The organism is Curtobacterium sp. VKM Ac-2922 (assembly GCF_022815645.1).
Classification (GTDB): domain Bacteria; phylum Actinomycetota; class Actinomycetes; order Actinomycetales; family Microbacteriaceae; genus Curtobacterium.
In genome coordinates, this window is record NZ_JALGRO010000001.1 from 371,978 (window position 1) to 393,007 (window position 21,030).

At 70.4% G+C, this 21,030-nt stretch carries 19 protein-coding genes; 7 read left to right on the forward strand and 12 right to left on the reverse strand.

Annotation, left to right across the window (positions count from 1 at the left end; translation table 11 throughout):
- The first annotated feature begins 28 nt into the window (after positions 1-28).
- A complete protein-coding gene (locus MT346_RS01770; protein WP_243561034.1) occupies positions 29-469 on the forward strand; it encodes a barstar family protein in 441 nt (146 codons plus the stop codon).
- 314 nt (positions 470-783) lie between these two features.
- On the forward strand, positions 784-1,257 hold the full coding sequence (locus MT346_RS01775; protein ID WP_243561035.1) for a hypothetical protein: 474 nt from the start codon (positions 784-786) through the stop codon (positions 1,255-1,257).
- A 121-nt stretch (positions 1,258-1,378) separates the two neighbouring features.
- On the opposite strand, the gene MT346_RS01780 is transcribed toward MT346_RS01775, so the two are convergent.
- From MT346_RS01780 to MT346_RS01815, 8 genes are all read right to left on the reverse strand, one after another.
- The gene (locus tag MT346_RS01780) at positions 1,379-2,215 is read right to left on the reverse strand and encodes an alpha/beta fold hydrolase (RefSeq protein ID WP_243561036.1); all 837 of its coding nucleotides are present in this window, start codon (positions 2,213-2,215) and stop codon (positions 1,379-1,381) included.
- 48 nt (positions 2,216-2,263) lie between these two features.
- Complete coding sequence (locus MT346_RS01785; RefSeq protein WP_243561037.1) at positions 2,264-2,980, reverse strand: alpha/beta fold hydrolase; 717 nt, start codon at positions 2,978-2,980, stop codon at positions 2,264-2,266.
- Positions 2,981-3,117: 137 nt separating this feature from the next.
- Positions 3,118-5,862, reverse strand: coding sequence for a LuxR family transcriptional regulator (locus MT346_RS01790; protein ID WP_243561038.1), 2,745 nt, complete (start codon positions 5,860-5,862; stop codon positions 3,118-3,120).
- A 161-nt stretch (positions 5,863-6,023) separates the two neighbouring features.
- On the reverse strand, positions 6,024-7,910 hold the full coding sequence (locus MT346_RS01795) for an arabinofuranosidase catalytic domain-containing protein (protein ID WP_243561039.1): 1,887 nt from the start codon (positions 7,908-7,910) through the stop codon (positions 6,024-6,026).
- Between the two features lie 193 nt (positions 7,911-8,103).
- Complete coding sequence (locus tag MT346_RS01800; RefSeq protein ID WP_243561071.1) at positions 8,104-10,494, reverse strand: beta-glucosidase; 2,391 nt, start codon at positions 10,492-10,494, stop codon at positions 8,104-8,106.
- Positions 10,495-10,643: 149 nt separating this feature from the next.
- Positions 10,644-11,525 carry a carbohydrate ABC transporter permease gene (locus tag MT346_RS01805; protein ID WP_243561040.1) on the reverse strand — a complete coding sequence of 294 codons (882 nt, stop codon included), beginning with the start codon at positions 11,523-11,525 and terminating at the stop codon, positions 10,644-10,646.
- Entirely contained in the window at positions 11,522-12,553 is a 1,032-nt protein-coding gene (locus MT346_RS01810) for a carbohydrate ABC transporter permease (protein WP_243561041.1), read from the reverse strand. The genes MT346_RS01805 and MT346_RS01810 overlap by 4 nt, the downstream gene beginning before the upstream one ends.
- Before the next feature lie 8 nt (positions 12,554-12,561).
- Positions 12,562-13,857: an ABC transporter substrate-binding protein gene (locus tag MT346_RS01815; protein ID WP_243561042.1), complete on the reverse strand. Its 1,296-nt coding sequence runs from the start codon at positions 13,855-13,857 to the stop codon at positions 12,562-12,564.
- 161 nt (positions 13,858-14,018) lie between these two features.
- On the opposite strand from MT346_RS01815, the gene MT346_RS01820 reads away from it, so the two are divergent.
- Positions 14,019-15,047 (forward strand): LacI family DNA-binding transcriptional regulator, encoded by a 1,029-nt coding sequence (locus tag MT346_RS01820; protein ID WP_243561043.1) that lies wholly within the window; start codon positions 14,019-14,021, stop codon positions 15,045-15,047.
- Between the two features lie 75 nt (positions 15,048-15,122).
- Here MT346_RS01820 and MT346_RS01825 read toward each other — a convergent pair whose 3' ends face one another.
- Positions 15,123-16,094, reverse strand: coding sequence for an AraC family transcriptional regulator (locus tag MT346_RS01825; RefSeq protein ID WP_243561044.1), 972 nt, complete (start codon positions 16,092-16,094; stop codon positions 15,123-15,125).
- A 119-nt stretch (positions 16,095-16,213) separates the two neighbouring features.
- Between MT346_RS01825 and MT346_RS01830 the strand changes: the two genes are divergently transcribed.
- Both MT346_RS01830 and MT346_RS01835 read left to right on the forward strand, forming a co-directional pair.
- The gene (locus tag MT346_RS01830) at positions 16,214-16,672 is read left to right on the forward strand and encodes a MarR family winged helix-turn-helix transcriptional regulator (protein ID WP_243561045.1); all 459 of its coding nucleotides are present in this window, start codon (positions 16,214-16,216) and stop codon (positions 16,670-16,672) included.
- Positions 16,673-16,826: 154 nt separating this feature from the next.
- Positions 16,827-16,976 carry a hypothetical protein gene (locus MT346_RS01835; protein WP_243561046.1) on the forward strand — a complete coding sequence of 50 codons (150 nt, stop codon included), beginning with the start codon at positions 16,827-16,829 and terminating at the stop codon, positions 16,974-16,976.
- 102 nt (positions 16,977-17,078) lie between these two features.
- Here the strand turns inward: MT346_RS01835 and MT346_RS01840 are convergent, their stop codons facing one another.
- Both MT346_RS01840 and MT346_RS01845 read right to left on the reverse strand, forming a co-directional pair.
- Positions 17,079-17,714, reverse strand: a complete 636-nt coding sequence (locus MT346_RS01840; RefSeq protein WP_243561047.1) for a flavin reductase family protein — start codon at positions 17,712-17,714, stop codon at positions 17,079-17,081.
- Between the two features lie 286 nt (positions 17,715-18,000).
- Positions 18,001-18,543, reverse strand: coding sequence for a nucleotidyltransferase domain-containing protein (locus MT346_RS01845; protein WP_243561048.1), 543 nt, complete (start codon positions 18,541-18,543; stop codon positions 18,001-18,003).
- A 143-nt stretch (positions 18,544-18,686) separates the two neighbouring features.
- Here MT346_RS01845 and MT346_RS01850 point away from each other — a divergent pair, with 143 nt between their 5' ends.
- Positions 18,687-18,869, forward strand: a complete 183-nt coding sequence (locus tag MT346_RS01850) for a hypothetical protein (RefSeq protein WP_243561049.1) — start codon at positions 18,687-18,689, stop codon at positions 18,867-18,869.
- A gap of 767 nt (positions 18,870-19,636) precedes the next feature.
- On the opposite strand, the gene MT346_RS01855 is transcribed toward MT346_RS01850, so the two are convergent.
- Entirely contained in the window at positions 19,637-20,356 is a 720-nt protein-coding gene (locus tag MT346_RS01855; RefSeq protein ID WP_243561050.1) for a VIT family protein, read from the reverse strand.
- A gap of 157 nt (positions 20,357-20,513) precedes the next feature.
- Between MT346_RS01855 and MT346_RS01860 the strand changes: the two genes are divergently transcribed.
- Positions 20,514-20,978: a DUF2231 domain-containing protein gene (locus tag MT346_RS01860; protein WP_243561051.1), complete on the forward strand. Its 465-nt coding sequence runs from the start codon at positions 20,514-20,516 to the stop codon at positions 20,976-20,978.
- Positions 20,979-21,030: the final 52 nt, after the last annotated feature.

Here is a 21,030-nt window from a genome sequence, read left to right on the forward strand (position 1 = left end):
TGACGTCGCCTCGGCATACGGTTCCGTCATGACCGCGTTCTCCACCGACGACGTCCTGGGCAACCGGCTGGACTTCGAGATCGCCCGCGACGACTTCGTCCGCCGGTTCCGAGACGCCGCCGTGCGCGATGCCGAGACATGGCTTCGACGTGAGGGCTACCGGGTCATCGACATGGACGCCGGACGCTGGCAGAACGACCGGCAGATGCTCTCGACCTTCGCATCAGCGCTGTCGTTCCCCGGCTCCTTCGGGATGAACCTGGACGCGCTCGACGACTGCATGTCCGACGTAGCGGAAGCCGCATACGGGTGGGACCCTTCCGAGACGGGGCTCGTCCTGGTCCTCCACGGCTTCGACCGCATGTCCGAACAGATCCCACGGCCTGCCGCTCACCTTCAGGACATCCTCCGGAAGCAAGGACGATACGCGGCGCTCTTCGGACACCGGCTGCTGACGATCCTGGCCTGAAGCACGCCCGCGTCGAGCTGACGGCCGGGGAGGCGCAGGTGACCGTGCGATGTCGCCGGTCTTCGGGCTGCCCGAAGATGGGGACGCCCGATCGAGCGAGGTCGCGGCACCGATACTGGATCTTCCAGGGCGAGACACCGGTGGCATCGCCCTGACGACAGGCGAAGGGACGGTCACCGATGGAACCTGCGTGGGACGGAGACGAAGCCGAGCTGCGCGACATGGCTGGAGAACTGCGGAGCCACCTCGACCTGGATCGCAGCCTCACCGAGATCGGGAGTGTGCACCTCGTCGGCGCGGGAGCGCTCAGGGTGATGGTCGCGCGCGACATCGACCTCACAGTGGTGGTTGCAGCGCTGCCTGACGGCGTCGTCCAGGCCGTGGGACGACTGGCAGGTCGGTTGAGCGAGGACGACCGCGTCCGTGAGGTCCTCATCCGCAACGACACGGGTCGGTGGAACATCGATCCTCGTTACCCGGACGGCTTGTACCTGGGCATCCAGGCAGCAGGATCCGATGGACAACTGTGGAGTGTCGACGTCTGGTTCGTCGACGAGCCCGATCGACAGCCCGACCTGCTCCACCTCGAAACACTCGCCCCGCGCATCGACCCGTCGACCCAGTCGAGGATCCTCGAGATCAAACGAGCGCAGGACTGGACTCTGCCGGACGGCTCGCGGATGCCGAGTGTCGAGGTCTACAGGGCAGTCCTCGATCACGGCGTGTCGGGCCCCGAGGCATTCCGCTTGCACATGGGTGCGCGCATCAGTCAGGTTGCCACCCCCTGAGCGACGAGGGAGTCGGCCGGCCGCGCTCCCTGGAACGGTGCGACAGCGGGCATTCGACCTGTGGTCCTGCGGACGGGAGGAACGGGCGGACCCCGCCCCGCTCCTCCAGTCCGTCGTCACCTCAGCCCCGGATGAACGCCAGGATGTCGGGGTTGAGAACGTCGGCGTGCGTGGTCAGCATGCCGTGCGGGTAACCCTCGTAGATCTTGAGCGTCGAGTCGCTGAGGAGTTCGTCCTGCTTCAGGGACGCATCCTCGTAGGGCACGACCTGGTCGTCGTCGCCCTGCAGCACCAGGACCGGCACGGTGATGGCCTGCAGGTCCTCGGTCTGGTCCGTCTCGGAGAAGGCCTTGATGCCCTCGAGGTGCGCGAGGGCGCTGCCCGTCATCCCCTGACGCCACCAGTTGGCGACGACCGGCTCGGACGGCGTCACACCGTCGCGGTTGAAGCCGTAGAACGGGCCGGACGCAACCGCCTGGAAGAACTCGGCACGGTTGGCGACGAGCGCCTGACGGAACCCGTCGAAGACCGCGATGTCGGTGCCCTCGGGGTTCGCGTCGGTCTTCACCATCAGCGGCGGAACTGCTGCCACCAGGACCGCCTTCGCGACCCGGCCCTGCGGCTGGCCGTACTGCGCGACGTAGCGAGCGACCTGGCCGCCACCGGTGGAGTGGCCGATGTGGATCGCGTCGTGCAGGTCGAGGTGCTCGACGACGGCGGACACGTCGCTGGCGTAGTGGTCCATGTCGTGACCGGTGCCGATCTGCGACGAACGCCCGTGGCCCCGTCGGTCACTCGCGATCACACGGAAGCCCTCGGCCAGGAAGTACAGCATCTGCGCGTCCCAGTCGTCCGAGGACAGCGGCCAACCGTGGTGGAACACGATCGGCTGCGCGTCGGGGTTGCCCCAGTCCTTGAAGTAGATCTCTGCACCGTCGTCGGTGGTCACGTAACCCATGTCGTTCTCCTGTTGTCGTTCTTCGTCGGGTGTGGGGGCGGTGGGAGGTCAGCCGAGTTCGGCGACGGCGTCGGTGATGAACGCCGCGACCTCGGTGGGGTGCGTCTGCATGACCAGGTGCGGTCCGTCGATCTCGAGCACCGTGCGAACACCGGCGCGCTGGTATCCGAAGCGCTCGACGTCGGGGTTGATGGTGTGGTCGGCGCTGGAGACGATGCCCCAGGACGGCTTGGTCTTCCACGCGGCGACGGACGCGGGTTCGCCGAACGCGACGGCGGACAGCGGACGTTGCGAGACGGCGAGGACCGTTGCCGTGTCGAGATCGAGGCCACCGGCGAAGACGGCGGGGAACGCGTCGATGGCCACGGAGACGTCGGTACCGGGCTCGGCACCCTCGACGGGGTACGGCGCGTAGACCAGGTTCGCGGCGAGGTCGCTGTCGGGGAACCCGCCCTGCAGAGCGCCGAGGCTCTCGCCTTCCTCGAGTGCGTAGGCGGCGACGAAGACCAGGCCCACGACGTTGTCCGCGACCCCCGCGACGGTGATGATGGCACCGCCGTAGGAGTGCCCGGCGAGCAGGACCGGGCCGTCGATCTGCTCGACGAACGACCTGATGTAGGCGGCGTCGCCGGCCAGGCTGCGGTTGAACACGGGCGGGACCAGGACTGCGTGTCCCTGGTCGAGCAGGAGCCTGGTGACGGGCGCCCAGCTGGCGGCGTCGGCGAAGGCTCCGTGGATGAGGACGATGGTGGGCGATCCGGTCACGGTGCGGCCCTTCCTGGTCCGCAGCCGGTGGCGTGGACCTGCGTCGGTGTGGGAGCGTCTGCTTCCGTCCGTGACGTTAGGGGCGGGCCCGGGCGGTGCACATCGGTCGCGATGACCGAGATCGGTCGTTGGGTGACTTAGTCACGGGAGGACGGCGCATCGGCCGGCGTCGTCGCGAGGACCGCCGGCAGCTGCTGCCGGGTCGAGATCCCGAGCTTCTGGAACGCCGCGTACAGGTGCGCGCCCACCGTCCGGGGTGACACGAAGAGGTGCTCACCGATCGCCCGGTTGGTCATGCCCTGCGCGGCGAGCGTGCAGACCCTGAGCTCCTGCGGGGTGAGCAGCTCGATGCTGCGTTGACCCGTCAGGGGCAAGCGTTCACCCGTGGCACGGATCGCGTCCCGCGTGCGCTCCTCCCAGGCCGGTGCGGGCATCGCCTCGAACAGGTCGAGGGCTGCATGCAGGGCGGCTCGGGCGGTGGCGTTCCGCCCCGCACGCCGCAGACGGCGTCCGAGTCGGAGGAGCGCGCGGGCCTGCAGGTACGGGACCGGCCAACGAGTGTGCTGCAGGTCCGCCCACGCCGACTCCAGATCGTCGTCCGGCAGGAGCGCGGTCCGGGCGTACTGGAGGGCCGTGTGGACCAAGGGGGCGTGCCACCGGTCGTGCAGGCGCTCCAGTTCCGCCAACCGCCGCTCGGCGTCCGCTCGGTTGCCGGACTCCAACGCTGCGTCGACGTGGTCGTGGGAGGTCAGCACGGCGAAGGTCGGGTTGAACGCATCGTCGTCGGGGTCGAAGAGGCGTCGCAGGGGTTCGAGGGCGTCCGCTGCGCGGCCGGAGACCAGGTGCGCCAATCCGGTCGCGCCCAGGAGCGTTGCGCGCATGGCGCTCGAGCGGAGCACCTGCGCGCCCACCTCGGTCCCGCCGGCGATCCGCTCGGGGTCCGGCAGTACCCCTTCGAGGGCATCGAACCACGCGAGTGCGCACCGTGCCGCGGCGGAGAACCCGGCGTCGCCGAGGTCGCGTCCGAGCGATGCCGCCTGTTCCGCAAGCACGCGCGCCCGGGCGACGTCCCCGGCCAGGTACGTGGTCATGGACGTCCCCATGAGCGCCTGCGGGAAGGTCCGAAGCTCACCCCGCGCCGCCATGCTCGCCAGAGCCCGGTCGAGCAGGACGCGTGCCGTGTCGATCTCGCCGACCAGGTTGAGCGCGTACCCGATGAGCCACGCCGACGCTTCGTCCTGCGCTGCGGGAGCCGCGGCCAGCGCGCGGTCCAGGATCTCGTCGCCGCGGACAACCGGCTCGGTCCGGGCCGCCAGCAGGATCGACCGTGGATCGTCCTCGGGCAGCGCGAGGGCTTCGACGACGACGAGCATCGGGTCGCCCGGATCCGCCTCGGCGGTGTGGTCCCAGGCGATCGCGGCCAGGTGCAGCAGGGCAGCGGTGGCGTGTTCGACCCCGCCCGCCGCCTGCATCTCGGCGACCGCATGGAGCGCTGGCCCGAGGTCACCCACGGCCAGGCCGGTCCGCCCGGTGGGCAGGGTCTCGGCGACCCATGCAGCGCGGGCTGCGAGCAGTCCGGCGGGCGCTTCGTCGCGCGCCTGCTGCACCACCAGTGCCGCTTCGGAGGTCCTCCCCGACAGACCTGCGAGTTCCGCAGCGACGATGCGCCGCTCGACGCGTCGGGCCACGTCCGACGTCAGCTCGGCGGCCCGCTCGTACGCCCTGCTGGCGACGAAGGTGTCGGACATCGCGGTCCGTTCGTCGCCGAGCGCGGCGATCTCGTCGGCCAGGCCGTCGTCGTGACCGCTGGCGAGCTCCGCACGCCACCAGATGGTCCGGGCCGGATCGTCCCGGTGCTCGAGGACGAGCGACCGGAGGACCGCGGTGCGCTCCGGCGGCGACGCCACCATCAGGACCGCCGACTGCACCAGCGGGTGCCGGAACCGGATCGCACGCGGGAGGACCCACTCCAACAGCGAAGCCGCCGAGGCCTGCTCGGTCCAGGTCGGCGTCGGGAACTTGCCGACGGCGCGGGCGGCGACCCTGGCGGCCTCCTCGGCGCTGGTGCCGCCGGACAGCGCCACGGCCAGGATCGCCAACCGGGTCGGTTGGTCCAGCTCCGCGTACCGGTCCGCGAACTCCTGCTCGACCCGTCCGACCACGGGTCGTTCCCGTGTCCGGTCCGCCGCTGCTGCTGCCGACCGCCCCAGCTCGTGCAGCGCCAGCGGGTTGCCCTCGGCGCGGTGCACGAGGTCGTGTCGCGCCTGACCCGTGGGCGCACCGGGGACGCCGTCGAGCAGGTCGTCGGCAGCGAACTGGTCGAGCGGATCGAGGTGTAGGCGCCGGATCCCCGGGGTGTCCACCACGTCGGTGTTCCGCGTGGTCATGACGATGACGACCGGGTCCTCACCGACACGACGGGCCATCATGCGGAGCGCCCACTCGGACGGTGCATCCATCCAGTGCAGGTCCTCGGCGACGACCAGGACCGGCCGTTCGACCGCGGCGTCCGACAGCAGGGTCAGCGCGGCGAGACCGGCCAGGAGCGGCGAGGGCTGGACCCCCACGGCGACCCCGAACGCGACGTCCAGCGCGCGTCGCTGCGGGGACGGCAGGTTCGCGATGCCACCGCGCAACGGGTACAACAGCATGTGGAGCGCGGCGTACGGTTCCGCTGACTCCGCCAGGGTGCCGGTGGTCGTGAGTGTCCGCAGGCCACGGCTGTCCGCGTACTCGAGCACGTCGGCGACCAGCGACGACTTGCCGATGCCCGCTTCGCCGTCGATCACGAACGCAGAACCGCTGCCCGCCGCGTCGTGGACGGCACCCCGCAGGATCGCGATCTCCCGCGCACGCCCGATGACGTGCTGAGCCATCGTCATCGTCTCAGTATGCCAGCGGCACTCCCCCGCACCAGCAGCGGCTTCCGCCGGAACCGACCGGCAGACGCGCCGACGACCGGACCCGACGGCGCGAGACGCGCCCACGGACGGACAGGAGGCCCGGCACCAGCTGGCACCGGGCCTCCTGTCCGCAGCGTGGCTCAGTTGAAGCTGAACACCTGCGGCGCCTGCCCGTTGCAGTCGTAGAGCTGCAGCGGCGTCGTGTTGGCGGTGTTGCCCGACGGCACGTCGAGGCACCGGCCGGACTGCGGGTTCAGCACGGAGCCGTTCGCCTGCGGGACCCACTGCTGGCCGCCGATCCCGTTGCACGTGTACAGCTCCAGGTGCGAGCCGTTCGCGGTGGCGTTGCCGTCGATGTCCAGGCAGCGGCCGAGCGTCCGGATCGTGTGGTCGGCGGCGTTGTAGGCCCACTGCTGGTCGGTCGTCTGCTCGTCGGTCAGCAGCGTCTGGCAGTCGTACACCTGGACCTGCTGGCCGTTCTGCTGCAGGTCGTTGCCGGCGACGTCGACGCACTTCGCTCCGATCGTCTTGATCGGGACGGCGGCCACGAACTTCTGGGCCTGGTTGCCGTTGCAGTCGTAGAGCTGCAGCGCCGTGCCGTTCGCGGTGTTGCCCGACGGGTCGTCCAGGCAGCGGCCGGACTGCGGGTTCTTGATCGACCCGTCCGGCTGCACGATCCACTGCTGCCCGCCGGCACCGTTGCAGTCGTAGAGCTCGACGTGCGTGCCGTTCGCGGTGCCGTTGCCGTTGACGTCCAGGCAGCGACCGAGCGTGCTGAGGGTGTGCGTACCGTACACGTTGCCGAGCCAGTGCTGGTCGGCGGCCAGCGCCTTGCAGTCGTACAGCTGCACGACCGCGGTGTTACCGCCGGTGTCGTCACCGGCGACGTCGACGCACTTGCCGCCGGGGCCGGTGATCGCGGCGCCCGGGCCACCGCCGGTCGAGACGCCTTGGTAGTTCTGTGCGACGACGTTCGCCTGCACGGCGTTGTCGGCAGCGTCGGTGGAGTACCCGGCGGTCATGACGCCCTCGAAGAACGACTGGGTGCCGCGGTTCGAGTTGTCCCCGCCGGCGCCGAGCACGATCGAGCCCTCGAGCTTCATCGGTGTGTAGCCCTGGCCGTCGCCGTCCTTGTCGGTCGGCAGCGCCCCCTCGTACCACTTCGACAGCGAGCCGGACTGCGCGTTGCCGCCCTTCAGTGCGAAGTTCGCGACGCCGTCGTTCTTCAGCAGCGCGGTGACGAACTTCGAGGTGTTGCCGGTGTTGGCGGTGTTGATGGCGGTCTTGCCCTCGTAGACGCCGTTCTCCAGGTCCGCCTGCACCCACGGGCCGCGACCGGCGCTGCCCGTGCCGTTGAGCATCGACAGGTTCAAGGCGTCCATGTGCCCCTTGCCGGTGTCCTTCGACTGCGTCTCGACGTTGCCGAAGTCCGAACAGCAGCCGTGGTTCACGTTCGTGCCGCTGGCGACCTCGTACATCGACTCCGGGCTGGCGCCGCGGGCCGTGCCCTTGGCGACGGTGCTCGAGATCCGGTAGGCCACCTGCTGCGGCATGGAGATGCCGTACGCCTTGTGTCCGGCGACGGTGACCGGCAGCGCACCGGCGTCGGCGGCGTGGTTCGCCGGCCCCGCGTCCCCGGCACCCGCGACCGTCAGGTCGTTGTGGTTCGACGACTGGTCGTAGATCTTCGGGATCGTGCACGTGGTGCCCGCGCAGAACGTGTCCTGCGTCTGGGCGTTGGCGTACCCGCCGGCGGCGAGCAGGCCGACGTTGGTGGTCGCACCGTCCGAGGCGCGCTGCACCTGGTAGAGCGGTCCGTTGTAGGTGGCGTACAGCGCCCGCGTGGAGCTGTACGCGGCGACACACGAGGTGCCGGCGCTGCCGTAGGTGTCGCAGGGGCCGGTGGTGGCGGCAGCGGCGCTGCCCACCCCGACCGTCGTGGCGAAGAGGCTCCCGGTGACGAGAGCGAGAGCCCCGAGTGCCGTGGCGACGATCCGCCGTGGCCTCGAGATGGACCCGATGTGCATGAGCTGTTCCTTCCGAGCGTCGTTGCTGGGGGACGTGGTCGATCGTCGGGTTCGCCGTGTCGTCGAACGACACTGCTTAATCGATTAACCACACCCAGGATACGGCACCGCGGACGTGCTGACCAGATCGGACCGCCAAACGGACGCCAGGCCCGGTGCCAGCTGGCACCGGGCCTCCCGTCCACAGCGTGGCTCAGTCCACCGTCCAGGTGACCAGGCGGGGGTCGGCGACGCCGACCTCGTGCACAGGGCCGGTCACCCGCACGGTCGCACGCTCCGTGGCGGAGCCGGGGACGGGCTCGGCAGCCGCGCCACCGGGGACCGCGACGATGCCGCCGGACTCGACCGGGCCTTGCGGCCGCGACGCCGCCGCGTGGGACGCGACCCACACCTGCACGTCTCCGGGCTCGACGACCCTGCGCATCCGCCGGTCGGTGAACGCGAAGCGCTGCACCGGCACGCGGAACCGCACCCGGACGGACTCCCCCGCGGCCACCGCGACCCGGGCGTACCCGAGCAGCTGCGCGACCGGACGGGTGACGCTCGCCGCGACGTCGTGCCCGTACAGCTGCACGATGTCCGCCCCGTCCCGCGCACCGGTGTTGCGGACGGTGACGACGGCGCTGAACGTGCCGTCCGAGGCGACGGTGTCGTCGACGGTCAGGTCCTCGTACGCGAACGAGGTGTAGCTCAGGCCGAAACCGAACGGCCGCACCGGGGTGGAGTCGGTCGCGGTGACGTCCGACGGGCCACCGAGCCGCGGGTGCAGGTACGTGTACGGCTGCGCACCGGCTGACCGGGGCAGCGAGACGGGCAGGCGGCCGGACGGCGACGCCGCACCGGTGAGCAGGTCGGCGATCGCCAGCCCTCCGCCCTCGCCGGGGAAGAACGCCTGCACGACGGCAGCGGGACGGGTCGGCGCGTCGAGTGCCCACCCGAGCACGTAGGGGCGGCCGGTCAGCAGCACCACCACGGTCGGGGTGCCGGTGGCGACGACGGCCTCGACCAGCTCGCGCTGCACGCCCGGCAGTTCGAGCGACTCGGTGTCGTTGCCCTCGCCGACGGTGCCGCGGCCGAACAGCCCGGCCTGGTCCCCCACCACGACGACGGCGACCTCGGCGGACTCGGCGAGCTGGACGGCCTCGGCGAACCCGGACCGGTCATCGCCCTCGACGGTGCAGCCGAGCGCCGAGGAGACGGCGTCGCCGAGCGCGTCGCGCAGCGCGTCGAGCACGGTCGGGATCGCGAACCCGAGGGGCAGGTCGGGGTGGGTCGCGAGCACGTGGTTCGCGAACGAGTAGCAGCCCTGCAGGGCCTCGGCGCGGTGGGCGTTCGGGCCGATCACCGCGACCGAGCCAGCAGGGCGCACCGTTCCCGCGCCCGCACGGTGTCCGTCAGCTGGGCCGGCGCCCGGACCTTGTCCGTCTGCGGGGCCGGCGCCCGTCAGGGGCAGCGTGCCGTCGTTCGACAGCAGCACGAGCGACTCGGCCGCCAGTCGGCGCGCCAGGTCCTGGTGCTCCGGGGTGTCCAGGTCGATGCCGGTCGGGGCGTCGTCCGCGAACACGTCGGGGTCGAGCAGGCCCAGGCGTTCCTTCTGCTGCAGGACCCGCAGTACGGCGCGGTTGACGAGCGTCTCGTCGACGGCCCCGGTACGCACGAGCTCGATCAGCGGCGCGAGGTAGGCGTCCCCGGTCGGCAGCTCGACGTCGATGCCGGCCTCGAGCGCCATCGCGGCGGCCTGGCCCCGGTCGGCCGCGATGCCGTGCATGACCTCGAGGAACGCCACCGAGAAGTAGTCGGCGACGACGGTGCCGTCGAAGCCGAGCCGGTCGCGCAGCACCCCGGTCAGCAGGTCGGCGTTCGCCGCGACGGGCACGCCGTCGATCTCGGCGTACGAGTTCATGACGCTCCGGGCGCCGCCGTCGGCCAGGGCCATCTCGAACGGCGGCAGGAACACGTCGGCGATCTCGCGCGGTCCGGCGTGGACGGGTGCGTGGTTGCGCCCCGCCTGCGACGCCGAGTACCCCAGGAAGTGCTTCAGCGTCGCGTCGACCCCGGAGCCCTGCAGGCCGCGGACGTACGCGGTGCCGACGGTGCCCACCAGGTAGGGATCCTCGCCGATGCACTCGTCGACCCGCCCCCAACGCGGGTCGCGGACCACATCGAGCACGGGCGCCAGACCCTGGTGGACGCCGAGCTGGCGCATCGACCGGCCGATGACGGCCCCGACCTGTTCGACCAGCTCGGGATCGAATGAGGCCCCCCAGGCGAGCGGCGTGGGGAACGTGGCGGCCTTCCACGCGGCCAGGCCGGTCAGGCACTCCTCGTGCACGAGCGCGGGGATCCCCAGCCGGGTCTCGCGCTTGAGTCGGCGCTGCTCGGCCCACAGCCAGGCCGCGCGCTCGTCGGGTTCGACGGGGCGCGTGCCGTACACGCGGGTGAACTGGCCGATGCCGTGCCGGGTGATGTCGGCCAGGGTCGCGCCGTCCTGCGCCGCCGCCATCTCGCCTTGCATCGGCGCGACGACACCGTTCTGGTCGAGCCAGTAGCCGACCAGCTGCGCGGTCTTCTCCTCGAGCGTCATGTCCGCCAGCAGCGCCCCGGCGCGGTCCGGTGCGGTGTCCGTGTCGGACGGGAGGCCCGTCTCGGCCCCGCCAGGCGCCTGCGGTCCGGCGTCGGTCACGGCGACCGACGTGGCGGACGCGGGGCGGGCCAGGTCGCGGTCGAGCGTGCTCACCCCTTCACCGCCCCGGTCAGACCACCGACGATGCGACGCTGGAACACGGCGAAGAACGCCAGCGCCGGGATCATCGACAGCGACGTGAACGCGAGCACCCGGGCCGTGTCGACCGAGTACTGCGACGAGAACGCCTGCACCCCGAGCGGCAGCGTGTAGGCGGACGCGTCGTTGAGGATGAACAGCGGCAGGATGTAGCTGTTCCAGCTGCCGATGAACGCCAGGATGCCCGTCGTGACCACGCCGGGGAGCGACAGCGGCACGACCATCCGGAAGAAGAACCCGAGTCGGCTCGCGCCGTCGATCGACGCCGCTTCCTCGAGCTCGTCGGGGATCGCCTTGAGGAACGGCACCAGGATGATGACCGTCGTCGGCAGGCCGAACGCGATCTGCGGCAGGATCACGCCCGCCAGGCTGTTCGTCAGACCGAGGTCCTTGACGAGCAGGTACAGCGGGGTGATCGCGACCGTGATCGGGAACATCAGGCCGGCGGCGAACAGGGCGTACAGCGCACCGCTGCCACGGAACCGGTAGCGGGCGAGCACGAAGCTCACCATCAGCCCGAGCACGACGACACCGACGGTGGTGGTCACGCCGGCGATCAGCGAGTTGCCGAGCTCCTGCCAGAACACGCCGCTCGACAGGACCTCGGCGTAGTTCTGGAAGTTCCACGGTGCCGGCAGTCCCGCGGGGCTCGCGGTGATCTGCGCGTTCGTGCGGAACCCGCCCAGGACGATGTAGGCGACGGGGCCGACACAGACCGCGATGAACAGCAGCGCGATGAAGTACGTGCCCAGGTTCCGCTCGCGACGGACCGGTCCGTCGGTCGGCCGGTTCCGGCCGCGCCGTGGGGCGACGATCGATGCGGTGGCGGTCATCGTGTGGCCTTCTCCGTGAGGGCGCCGGCGGTGTCGCGACGCAGGACGAACCGCTGGTAGACGAGTGCGATCACCAGCGAGATGAGGAAGATCACCACGGCGACGGCGTTGCCGTACCCGTAGTTGCCGGAGTTGCGGCCGTTGGCGACCATGTAGGTCGCCATCGTCGAGGTCCCGGCGGTCGAGGCGATGTACTGGCCCCAGATGATGTAGACGAGGTCGAACAGCTGCAGCGAGCCGATGATCGACAGGAACGCCCAGATGCGGATCGTCGGGCCGAGCAGCGGCAGGGTGATGCGCCGCTGGATCTGCCAGTAGCCGGCACCGTCGAGTTGCGCGGCCTCGAACAGTTCCTCGGGGATGCTCTGCAGCCCGGCCAGGAACAGGATGACCGCGAAGCCGATGTACTTCCACGAGATGATCGCCAGCAGCGTCCAGATCGCGATGTCGGGGTTCGACAGCCAGTCGCTGCGGAACGCGCCGAGCCCGACGGCCTGCAGCAGGTCGTTGACCGCGCCGCTGGTCGACAGCATCAGGCTCCACCCGGTGCCGACGATCACCTCGGAGATGACGTACGGCACGAAGATGAGCACGCGGATCAGGCCACGGCCCTTGATCCGCTGGTTGAGCAGCAGCGCCAGGATGATGGCGATCGGCCCCTGCACCAGCAGCGACCCGATGACGATGAAGGCGTTGTGTCCCAGCACCCCCCGGAAGTCGGGGTCGGTGAAGATGATCTTGTAGTTGTCGAACCCGACGAAGTCGGTGGGGGTGCCGTAGCCCTGCCACTTGTAGAAGCCGTAGTAGGCGGCGAGCACCACGGGCAGGATGACGAACCCGACGAACATGATCGTCGCGGGTCCGGCGAGCAGGGCGATCTCGACCCGCTTGCGCACGTCGGCGACCGGCTTCCTGCGGGGCTGGCCGGCCGGGGCCGACGGCGATGCGCCGTCGGCCCCGGTCAGGTCCTTCCCCGCGCCGTCCCGCTCACCGGAGCGGGACGGACGGGGGGCGACTGAGGTGGCCATCGGTCGGGTCAGCCCTTCGCCGCGGCCTGGTTGACCGTCTTGACGATGTCCGACACGTCACCCTTGCCGGCGAGCAGGTTCACGACGCTGGTGTTCAGCGCGTTGCCGACGTTCTGCCCGTACAGGGTGTCGAGGTAGTTCGACACGAACGGCGCCTTGTTGTAGGACTCGAGCACGGTCTTCAGGTAGGGCTCGGTCACGACGGACTGCGCGGACTGGTTGGCCGGGATCGCGTTGAACGCCTTGTAGTACGCCTCTTGCACGGGCTTCTCGGTCATGTAGTTGAGGAACGCCGTGCACTCCTTCTTCGGGGCCTTCGCCGAGCACGAGTACCCGTCGACCGCGCCCATCATCGAACCAGGGGCGCCCTTGCCGCCGGAGACCTCCGGGAAGGGGAAGAAGCCGAGGTCGGACAGCGGCTTGCCGTCCGGGGTCAGCGACGAGATCACGCCCGGGTCCCACGCCCCCATGAGCTCCATCGCGGCCTTGTGGTTCGCGACCAGGCCCGCCGAGCTGCCGGCACCCTGCTGGGCAGCGGTGGTCAGGTAGCCGTCGTTGAAGGGCTTCGTGGCGAAGAAGTCCTTGGTGTTCTCGCCCGCGGTCTTCCAGCAGCTGTCGGTGAACTTCAGGTCCTTCGCGGCACCGTTGAGCACCTTCTCGCTGCAGGCACGCAGTGCGAAGTTGTAGTACCAGTGCGCCGCGGGCCAGGCGTCCTTGGCGCCGACGGCGACCGGCTGGATGTTCGCGGCCTTGAGCTTGTCGATGTCGGCGTTCAGCTCGTCCATCGTGGTGGGCGTGCCCTGGATGCCGGCCTGCTTGAACAGGTCCTGGCTGTACCAGATGCCTTCGGGGTTGACGTCGACCGGCATCGCGTAGGTCTTGCCGTCGAGCTCGTAGCCCTTGAAGGCACCGGCGCTGACCTCGGACTTGGCGTTCGTGCCGATCGAGCTGGTGATGTCCATGAGCTGTCCGGCCTGGGCCATCGCGGCCATCTTGCCGCCGCCGCGCTGCAGGAACACGTCGGGAGCGGAGCCGGAGTTGAGCGCGGTCTGCAGCTTGCCGTCCAGGTCCTCGTTCTGGATGGCCTGGATCTTGATCGTGACGTTCGGGTTGTCCTTCTCGAACGCCTTGACCGTCGATGCCCAGAAGGCCTTGCCGGGCCCGGTGGTCGAGTTGTGCCAGAAGGTCATCGTGACCTTCCCGTTGCTGTCCGCAGCGTTGCCGCCGGCGGAACAGCCCGCTGCGGTGAGTGCGGTGGCCCCGATCAGCGCGATGGCTGCAGCGGCCCGGATCTTCCTCGTCATCGTGGAACTCCTCGGTGTCGTCGTCGTTGACAAGCGCGACATCGAGTGCCGCTGCGGAGAGCGTGCCAGGTGCTCGGGCCGCTTGTCAATCGATATCGATAACGATATCTAAACGGCGTCGTGACATCGTGATCTGGCTGATCCGGCGGTACGGTGAGCACATGGAGACCGCCGCGGGCGCGCAGCCGGGGCCCGGACGGGTCACGATCGGCGACGTCGCGCGGGCGGCCGGGGTCTCGATCCCGACCGTGTCCAAGGTGATCAACAACCGCGACGGGGTCGCCTCGGCCACCATGCTGCGGGTGCAGGAGGTCGTGGAACGCCTGGGCTACGAGACGTCGCTCGTCGCACGCAGCCTGCGGAGCACCCGGACGAACGTGATCGGGATCCTGGTCCCCGAGTTCGAGCCCTTCTCGACCGAGCTGCTGCGCGGCGTCTCGACGGCAGCGACCGGCACCGGCTACGAGCTGCTGGCGTACGCCGGACTCGTCACGGGTGCCAGCCAACCCGGGTGGGAGCGCCGGTCGCTCTCCCGCCTGTCCGGCACGCTCATCGACGGCGCCATCGTCGTCACACCGACCACCGCGCTGTCGAGTTCGTCGATCCCCGTCGTCGCGATCGACCCGCACACCGGCCCCGAAGGACACGCCACGGTCGACACCGACAACGCCGGCGGTGCCCGGGACGCCGTCGAGCACCTGGTCGCGCTGGGACACCGCCGGATCGCCCACATCCACGGCCGCGCCGACCTGGCGAGCGCCCAGCTGCGCGAGGCCGGGTACCGGCAGGCCCTGGCCGCCGCCGGCATCCCCGTGGACGAGGACCTGGTGCGGGCCGGCGACTACCAGGAGGACCAGGCCACCGCGGTCGCGCGCCAGCTGCTGACGATCCCGGACCGGCCGACCGCGGTGTTCGCCGCGAACGACTCGTCGGCGTTCGGCGTGCTGCACGCCGCGGCGCTGCTGGGTCTGCGGGTCCCCGAGGACCTGTCCGTCATCGGCTTCGACGACGTCCCGCAGGCGTCGACCACCACGCCGCCCCTGACCACCGTGGCCCAGCCGCTCGCCGAACTCGGCGCCGCAGCGGTCGACATGCTGCTCGCGATGCTCCGTGGCGAGCCCGGTCCGGACCACGTGCGGATGACCACCGAGCTGCGCGTCCGACGGAGCACCGGCCCCGCTCCGGCCTGAGCCTCGGGCCAGCCTGAGCCCCGGGCCGGCACGCGGCACGCGCCAGTGGCGCGCGATGCGCCGGCGCCGCACGCGTCAGCGGCGCAGCGTCTGCTTCGGGTACTCGCCGAACCGGTCGAGGTACACGGCCGAGAACCGCCCCAGGTGCGCGAACCCCCAGCGTCGGGCGACGTCCCCCACGGTGACGTCCCGCGGGTCGAGCTCGAGCAGCTCCTGGCGCACGCGGTCGAGCCGGACCTCGCGCACGTAGGTCAGCGGCGAGACACCGAGCACCCGCGCGAAGCTCTCCTGCACGCTCCGGACGCTCAGCCCGGACACCGCGGACAGCTCGGCGACCGACACGGGCTCGCGGACGTGGGCGTGCACGTGCTCGACCATGGCCCTGACCCGCGCGTTCTTCGGCAGCGACAGCGCCGCGGGCAGGGCGTCGACGTGCGGGGGGAAGAGCAGCAGGAAGGCGTCGACCGCGCCGCGCTTCGCGTCCGCCCAGCTCGACGACTCGACGCCGTCGCGGAGCGCGCGGGAGAGCGCCCCGAGGGCGTCGTTCCATCGGCCGAGGGCCAGCTCGTCGCTGCTGCGGGGCTGCTCGAACCGCAGTGGGCCGGCACCGATCTCGTAGCGTTCCCCGGCCACCCGGCGCACCAGGTCCCGGTGCAGGTGCACCAGCCGCTGGTCGTGGTCGGCGGCCACGAAGACGAACTCCTGCTCGGTCGGGTACAGCGTCGGTTCGTCCGGGCGCAGGTCGACCCGTTCCCCGTCGACCTCGACCGCGGCCGACCCGCTCGTGATCCACTGCACGACGTAGTGCTCGACGGGCCGGATCACGCCGCGCAGGAACCCGGTGGTGCGGGACCGCCGGACCGTCACCTCGCTGTCACCGACCGCGGTGTAGCGGTACGAGAACGCCTCGGCGGTCCGCCGGGCGACCCACTGCTGGCCTGCGCCGACGGCGGCCAGCTCGCGTGCCGCTGCCTCGGGATCGCGTCCGGCGACCTCGAACCGGATCAGGTCCGGCACGCCCGCCGCATCGACGTCACGCTCGCTCATGCCGCTCCCCGCCGCACCGACATCCGATGTGCGCGTGGGTCCTCGCTATCTGGATACGCTGGTCGGACGAGCCCGGCGTATCGTGGCGTCCGGTCGCTCGACCCGGAGGAGGTGATCGTGTGCCCGTCAGTGACGCCGAACTCGACCTCGACGCAGCGATCACCCGTCTGGATGCCGCGATGGCGTCGCTCCGGACCCGTCTGCGTGACCACATGGGCATCGCCGGCATCGAGCTGAGCGTCGTGCAGTTCGTCTCGCGCGCCGAGTCCGGCGGCCGCTCCGTCCGCGTGAAGGACCTGTCCTCGCACCTCGGCATCACCGGCCCGGCCGTGACGAACGCCGTCGACCGCCTGGAACGCGCCGGCCACCTGCACCGCAAGCCGAACCCCGACGACGGACGCAGCCGACTCATCGAGCTGACGGATGCCAGCCGCGCGAAGTACCACGCTGCGATGGACAGCACGAACGAGCACCTGCACGAGCTGATGTCCTCCTTCTCGGATCGCGACAAGGCCCGGTTCGTCCGGATCATCGACCGCGTGATCGAGGCACTCGACGGCGGAGCCCCCGGCCTCTGAGGCAGATTATTGTGCCGCGGCGACCGCTTCTCACTATTGTCCACGGAGCGCAACCGGGTAATTCTTCTACCTAAATCTGCCCGCGCCGCCGCCCGCCGCCGTACCGTCGAACCCGGTGGGGACATCTGGGGCGACAACAGGACGGAGAGCCGCCATGAGCAACTACGACACCGAACCGGGCATCGAACCGGTCCGCATCACGACGTTCCGGCGCTTGCGCCGCAAGTGGAAGTTCGGCGAGCAGCCGACCGAGGACCAGACGGTCTTCGACGACCTGTTCACGAAGACCTCACGGTCGAACTGACGCGACCGACAGGAGGCGGGGGGGGGGGGGGGGCCCGCCCCCCCGCCGGGGGGGGGGGGCGGGGCCCGCGGGCGCCGCGCCGCCCGTCCGCCGTGCACGGTCTCACCGATACCAACCCTCGTCGATCGTGGCGAGTCTCGACGGTCGCAGCTCCCCGGCCAGGCCGTAGAAGCGCTGGAACGACATGATGAGCGGGCGCCATCGGTCCGGGTCGATACGGTTCGCCGTCCCCGCAGCCCGGATGTCCTCGTGCACGTGGACGCGGGAGACCTCGGCTTCGAACAGGAACATCGCGTCGTCGCCCGGCTCCTGGCCCGCGAGCGTGCGCGCGCTGGCGACGACTGCTTCGAGGTTCACAGGGCACTCCTCGATCCGCTCAGCGCGGACGGTGTCCCCAGGTTGCCCGTGCAGGCCGCTTGCCGCGAGCTTGTCCGACACGTGGCGGTAGCCGACCCCTTCCTTTCCGGCAGGGACTGGATCGCGTCCGGTGGTGAGTGCGAGGGCGTCCACGGCGGAGACGAGCGGGGCAGAGGGCAGGTTGATGACGCACTCTCCGGTGGCCAGCAGGTTCTTGGCGGTCTGGGACCGGCCGCCCATCCCGAGTACGGCGGTGTGTCCGAGCCAGAACACCGACGACATCGGGGCTGTGTTCGTCACGCCGTCCTCGTCGATGGTGCTCAGGAGCACGACCGGCGTGCCGAAGTAGAGGATCGCGGGATCGATGCGGGTGTGGTGCACGGGCTGCTCTCTGTCGGGGCCGCGTGGGTCGCGTGCCCAGCTGAGTCTCGCGGTGCACGGACGCGGCGGCTGGCGGATTCCGGACGTCATGGCCGCCGTCCCTCCGCGAGTGGAGAGCCCGAGATGCCGGCGGTCTCAGGAACCGGTCCGACCGTGGTCGGCGGTGTTCGGGCAGACGATCGGCCGAGGTCATCGGAGGAGCTCGGTGAGGCGCGACGGACCCAGACAGCGCCTGGCGCCCGCGTCGACTGATTTGCGTCTCGACGACCGATCGACTGTCGAATCGTCAGGCGAACTCGTCGCTCCACGGCGATCTGGGATGGGCTCGAAGGATCGAGTCGTGGAGCCACCGCCGGGCTTCGTCGTCCAGCAGCGGTGTCACTGCCGCCCTGTCAGCCTCGTCCTTCGCCGCTGGGTCAGCAGCTTTCCAGAGGAGTTGGACCTCGGGGCCGACCACGCGCATCCCTTCGACTTCACGGACGGCCAGGGGCCAGGCGCGCCGGATCGACGGCACCCGACGGTAGCGCCATCCGTCGCTGTCGCCAGCCTCTCGATTGATCTGCAGGCACCAGGACCCCGACCGTGTGTCGAGACACCAGACGTTGTCCAGGGGCTCCGTCTCGTCAGCGTCGTCGATCGGCGCAAGCTGTCCGGACTGCGCGGCATGGAGCTGCATCCAACTGGGGAGCGTCGCGGCGAAGCCGGGGAAGTCGTCTTCAGTGATGCTGACGTCGATGTCGCCGTGGTCGCGGGATGCGTACCCGAGCAGCGTGTCGAGTCCGTACCCGCCGGAGAGCCAGGCGGGGCTGTCGTCGATGAGGTCGCGCACGTCCGCGACGGTGAGCGGGGCCCATCGGTCGACGGACGGGTCGTAGCGTCTGCGCATGCGGCCACGCTACGTGCCGTGCAGCGATCGGCTCTCGCGACGGGACCGGGTGACCTTCGAACCGACTTCGTGGCTACCCTCGGCCCATGACCCGCTTGCAGCTCCGGCTCGGTTTCGGCGTGACAGGGACTCTGCTGATCGTCGCTGGGATCGTGGTGGCAGCGGTGTCGGACGTGGGCGGCACATGGTTCAGCGGCCCACTGATCGGCGTGGGAGCCGTCGCTGTCGTCGTGGCGCTGTTTCCCCGACTGTTCAGGGGCAACCGCTGAGCGACCGGCTGCTCACAGGCTCCTCCGGACGCTGTCTCGTTGCAGCAACCGCTGTCGACACGGTTGAGGGCAGCGTTCTCCTGCCCGAGTGAGCGGTGACGTTTCTCCAGCGGCTACCTGTTCGGACGCTGGACACGTTCCGCAGGTCAGTACCTGCCCCGGCGATGGACGACGTACAGCAGCGCCAGCATGCCGACGCCCAGGACGAGAAGCGCCACTCCTACCCCTGCCGCAGATGGGTTCGACACGAGGACCACGATGCCGCCGACGGCAGCGGCAGCCGCGATGGCCGATCGGGACCAGATGAGGAAAGACCACCCTGGGTCACCGCGCTGCGTCACAACCGGGACGTTACGCGCCCCAGGGGGTCGACGGCGAGGTCGATCACGTGGGCGTGGACGTGGACTGGTCTGCAATCGGGGTCGTCGTCGCCGCCGGAGTCCTCCTCGTGCTGTGGCCTCATGCGTCGGACCGCTCACCGTCGTTCTGCCGACTCTGCTGACGTGAGTCGATCTTGTCCCAGTCACGGATCGGCTGCCGGGCACCTCGTCCGCTGGCATCCGAGCATCCGGCACTCGTAGGCTTCGGGCATGGGGATGAACAAGGAGCAGCGACGTACCGCCGTCATCGGGGGGATGGTTGCCGTCATCGTCGGCGGTGGTGTGGTCATCGCCTGGGCGACAGGGTTCATCACCTCGTAGGCGACCGGAGCCGACGAGCGCTCGTCGGGTGACCGGGCGGGCAGACCAGGTGATGCCGCTCGTGCCTCAGACGACGCCGCTGGTGCCGAGCAGGGACCCGATGACGAAGGTCGCGGCCAGGGCGAGTGCACCACCGATGACGACGCGGACGGTGGCACGGCGGATCGAACCGCCACCGATCCTGGCACCGGTCGCGCCGGTGAGCGCGAGCGCGATGAGCACGACGACGAAGGTCACGGGGACGCGGATCGACTCGGGCGGCAGCAGGATCGCGAGCAGCGGCAGGACGGCACCGATGGAGAACGCTGCGGCAGAGGCGAACGCGGCGTGCCAGGGGCTGACCACCTGGTCTTCGTCGATGCCGAGTTCGGTGCTCAGGTGGGCAGCGAGTGCGTCCTGCTGCGTCAGCTCGCCCGCGACGGCCTCGGCAGTCGCGCGCTGCAGACCGCGGGCCTGCCAGAGCTGGGTGAGCTCCTCGAGTTCCGCGTCCGGGTCGTCGGCGAGCTCGCGGCGTTCCTTGTCGATGAGCGACTGCTGGCTGTCCTTCTGGCTGCTCACCGACACGTACTCGCCGAGTGCCATCGAGATCGCTCCGCCCACCAGCGCCGCGATGCCCGCCGTCGCGATCGCGGGGACCGAGGTGGACGCTCCGGCGACACCGACGACGATCGATGCGGTCGACACGATGCCGTCGTTCGCGCCGAGCACCCCCGCTCGGAGCCAGTTCAGCCGCGACGCCAGGTCTCCGGTGTGGGCTTCGCCGGAGTGGGGTTCCGTGGTGGTCATCACGCCAGCGAACCAGGTCGCGGGGCGCGTGTTCGTGTGGGAGTTCGAGTGATCGGGGAGTGCGGCTCGCGGACGAGGGCGGTGACCTGGGCCGTGCGGTCCTGTTGTGTTGACGAACAGCGGCGGCAGTGGTCGGCGCACGATGTGGAAGGTCGACATGAACTGGCAGTTCGGCGGGATCCCGCTCCACCCCCTCTTCGTCCACCTGACCTCGGTCGCGGTCCCGGTGGCAGCCCTCGCCGCGATCGCCGTCGCGGCGTGGCCCGCTGCCCGGCGGTGGCTCTCCGTGGGTGCGCCGATCATCGCGCTGGTCGCGCTGGTGTCCGTGCCGCTGGCGACGTCGTCGGGGGAGTGGTTGGAGCACCGCGAGAAGGAGACGGCGCTGCTCGAGCGCCACACCGAGCTCGCTGACGGCCTGCTCCCGTGGTCGATCGCCGTGTTCGTGCTCCTGGTCCTGTGGTGGGGGTGGTACCGCTTCGGGGTCGCGCGCGTGACGAGCAGCGGTGCGCTCCGCGCTGTCGGGATCATCGGCCCGGTGCTCCTGATCGCCGTCGCGGTCGGGTCGCTCATCGAGGTGGTCGTCATCGGCCACGCCGGCGCTGCGTCCGTCTGGAAGGGCTGACCGTACCGTTCGGCGTCGCCGCGCCGGTGTCGTGGTCCGGCCCACCGTCGGA

What these genes read in the sequence shown, in the direction of transcription:
- MT346_RS01770 (WP_243561034.1), top strand. Translation starts at nt 29, where the DNA reads ATGACCGCGTTCTCCACCGACGACGTCCTGGGCAACCGGCTGGACTTC.
- MT346_RS01775 (WP_243561035.1), top strand. Translation starts at nt 784, where the DNA reads ATGGTCGCGCGCGACATCGACCTCACAGTGGTGGTTGCAGCGCTGCCT.
- MT346_RS01780 (WP_243561036.1), bottom strand. Translation starts at nt 2,215, where the DNA reads ATGGGTTACGTGACCACCGACGACGGTGCAGAGATCTACTTCAAGGAC.
- MT346_RS01790 (WP_243561038.1), bottom strand. Translation starts at nt 5,862, where the DNA reads ATGACGATGGCTCAGCACGTCATCGGGCGTGCGCGGGAGATCGCGATC.
- MT346_RS01795 (WP_243561039.1), bottom strand. Translation starts at nt 7,910, where the DNA reads ATGCACATCGGGTCCATCTCGAGGCCACGGCGGATCGTCGCCACGGCA.
- MT346_RS01800 (WP_243561071.1), bottom strand. Translation starts at nt 10,494, where the DNA reads ATGACGCTCGAGGAGAAGACCGCGCAGCTGGTCGGCTACTGGCTCGAC.
- MT346_RS01805 (WP_243561040.1), bottom strand. Translation starts at nt 11,525, where the DNA reads ATGACCGCCACCGCATCGATCGTCGCCCCACGGCGCGGCCGGAACCGG.
- MT346_RS01810 (WP_243561041.1), bottom strand. Translation starts at nt 12,553, where the DNA reads ATGGCCACCTCAGTCGCCCCCCGTCCGTCCCGCTCCGGTGAGCGGGAC.
- MT346_RS01815 (WP_243561042.1), bottom strand. Translation starts at nt 13,857, where the DNA reads ATGACGAGGAAGATCCGGGCCGCTGCAGCCATCGCGCTGATCGGGGCC.
- MT346_RS01820 (WP_243561043.1), top strand. Translation starts at nt 14,019, where the DNA reads ATGGAGACCGCCGCGGGCGCGCAGCCGGGGCCCGGACGGGTCACGATC.
- MT346_RS01825 (WP_243561044.1), bottom strand. Translation starts at nt 16,094, where the DNA reads ATGAGCGAGCGTGACGTCGATGCGGCGGGCGTGCCGGACCTGATCCGG.
- MT346_RS01835 (WP_243561046.1), top strand. Translation starts at nt 16,827, where the DNA reads ATGAGCAACTACGACACCGAACCGGGCATCGAACCGGTCCGCATCACG.
- MT346_RS01850 (WP_243561049.1), top strand. Translation starts at nt 18,687, where the DNA reads ATGACCCGCTTGCAGCTCCGGCTCGGTTTCGGCGTGACAGGGACTCTG.
- MT346_RS01855 (WP_243561050.1), bottom strand. Translation starts at nt 20,356, where the DNA reads ATGACCACCACGGAACCCCACTCCGGCGAAGCCCACACCGGAGACCTG.
- MT346_RS01860 (WP_243561051.1), top strand. Translation starts at nt 20,514, where the DNA reads ATGAACTGGCAGTTCGGCGGGATCCCGCTCCACCCCCTCTTCGTCCAC.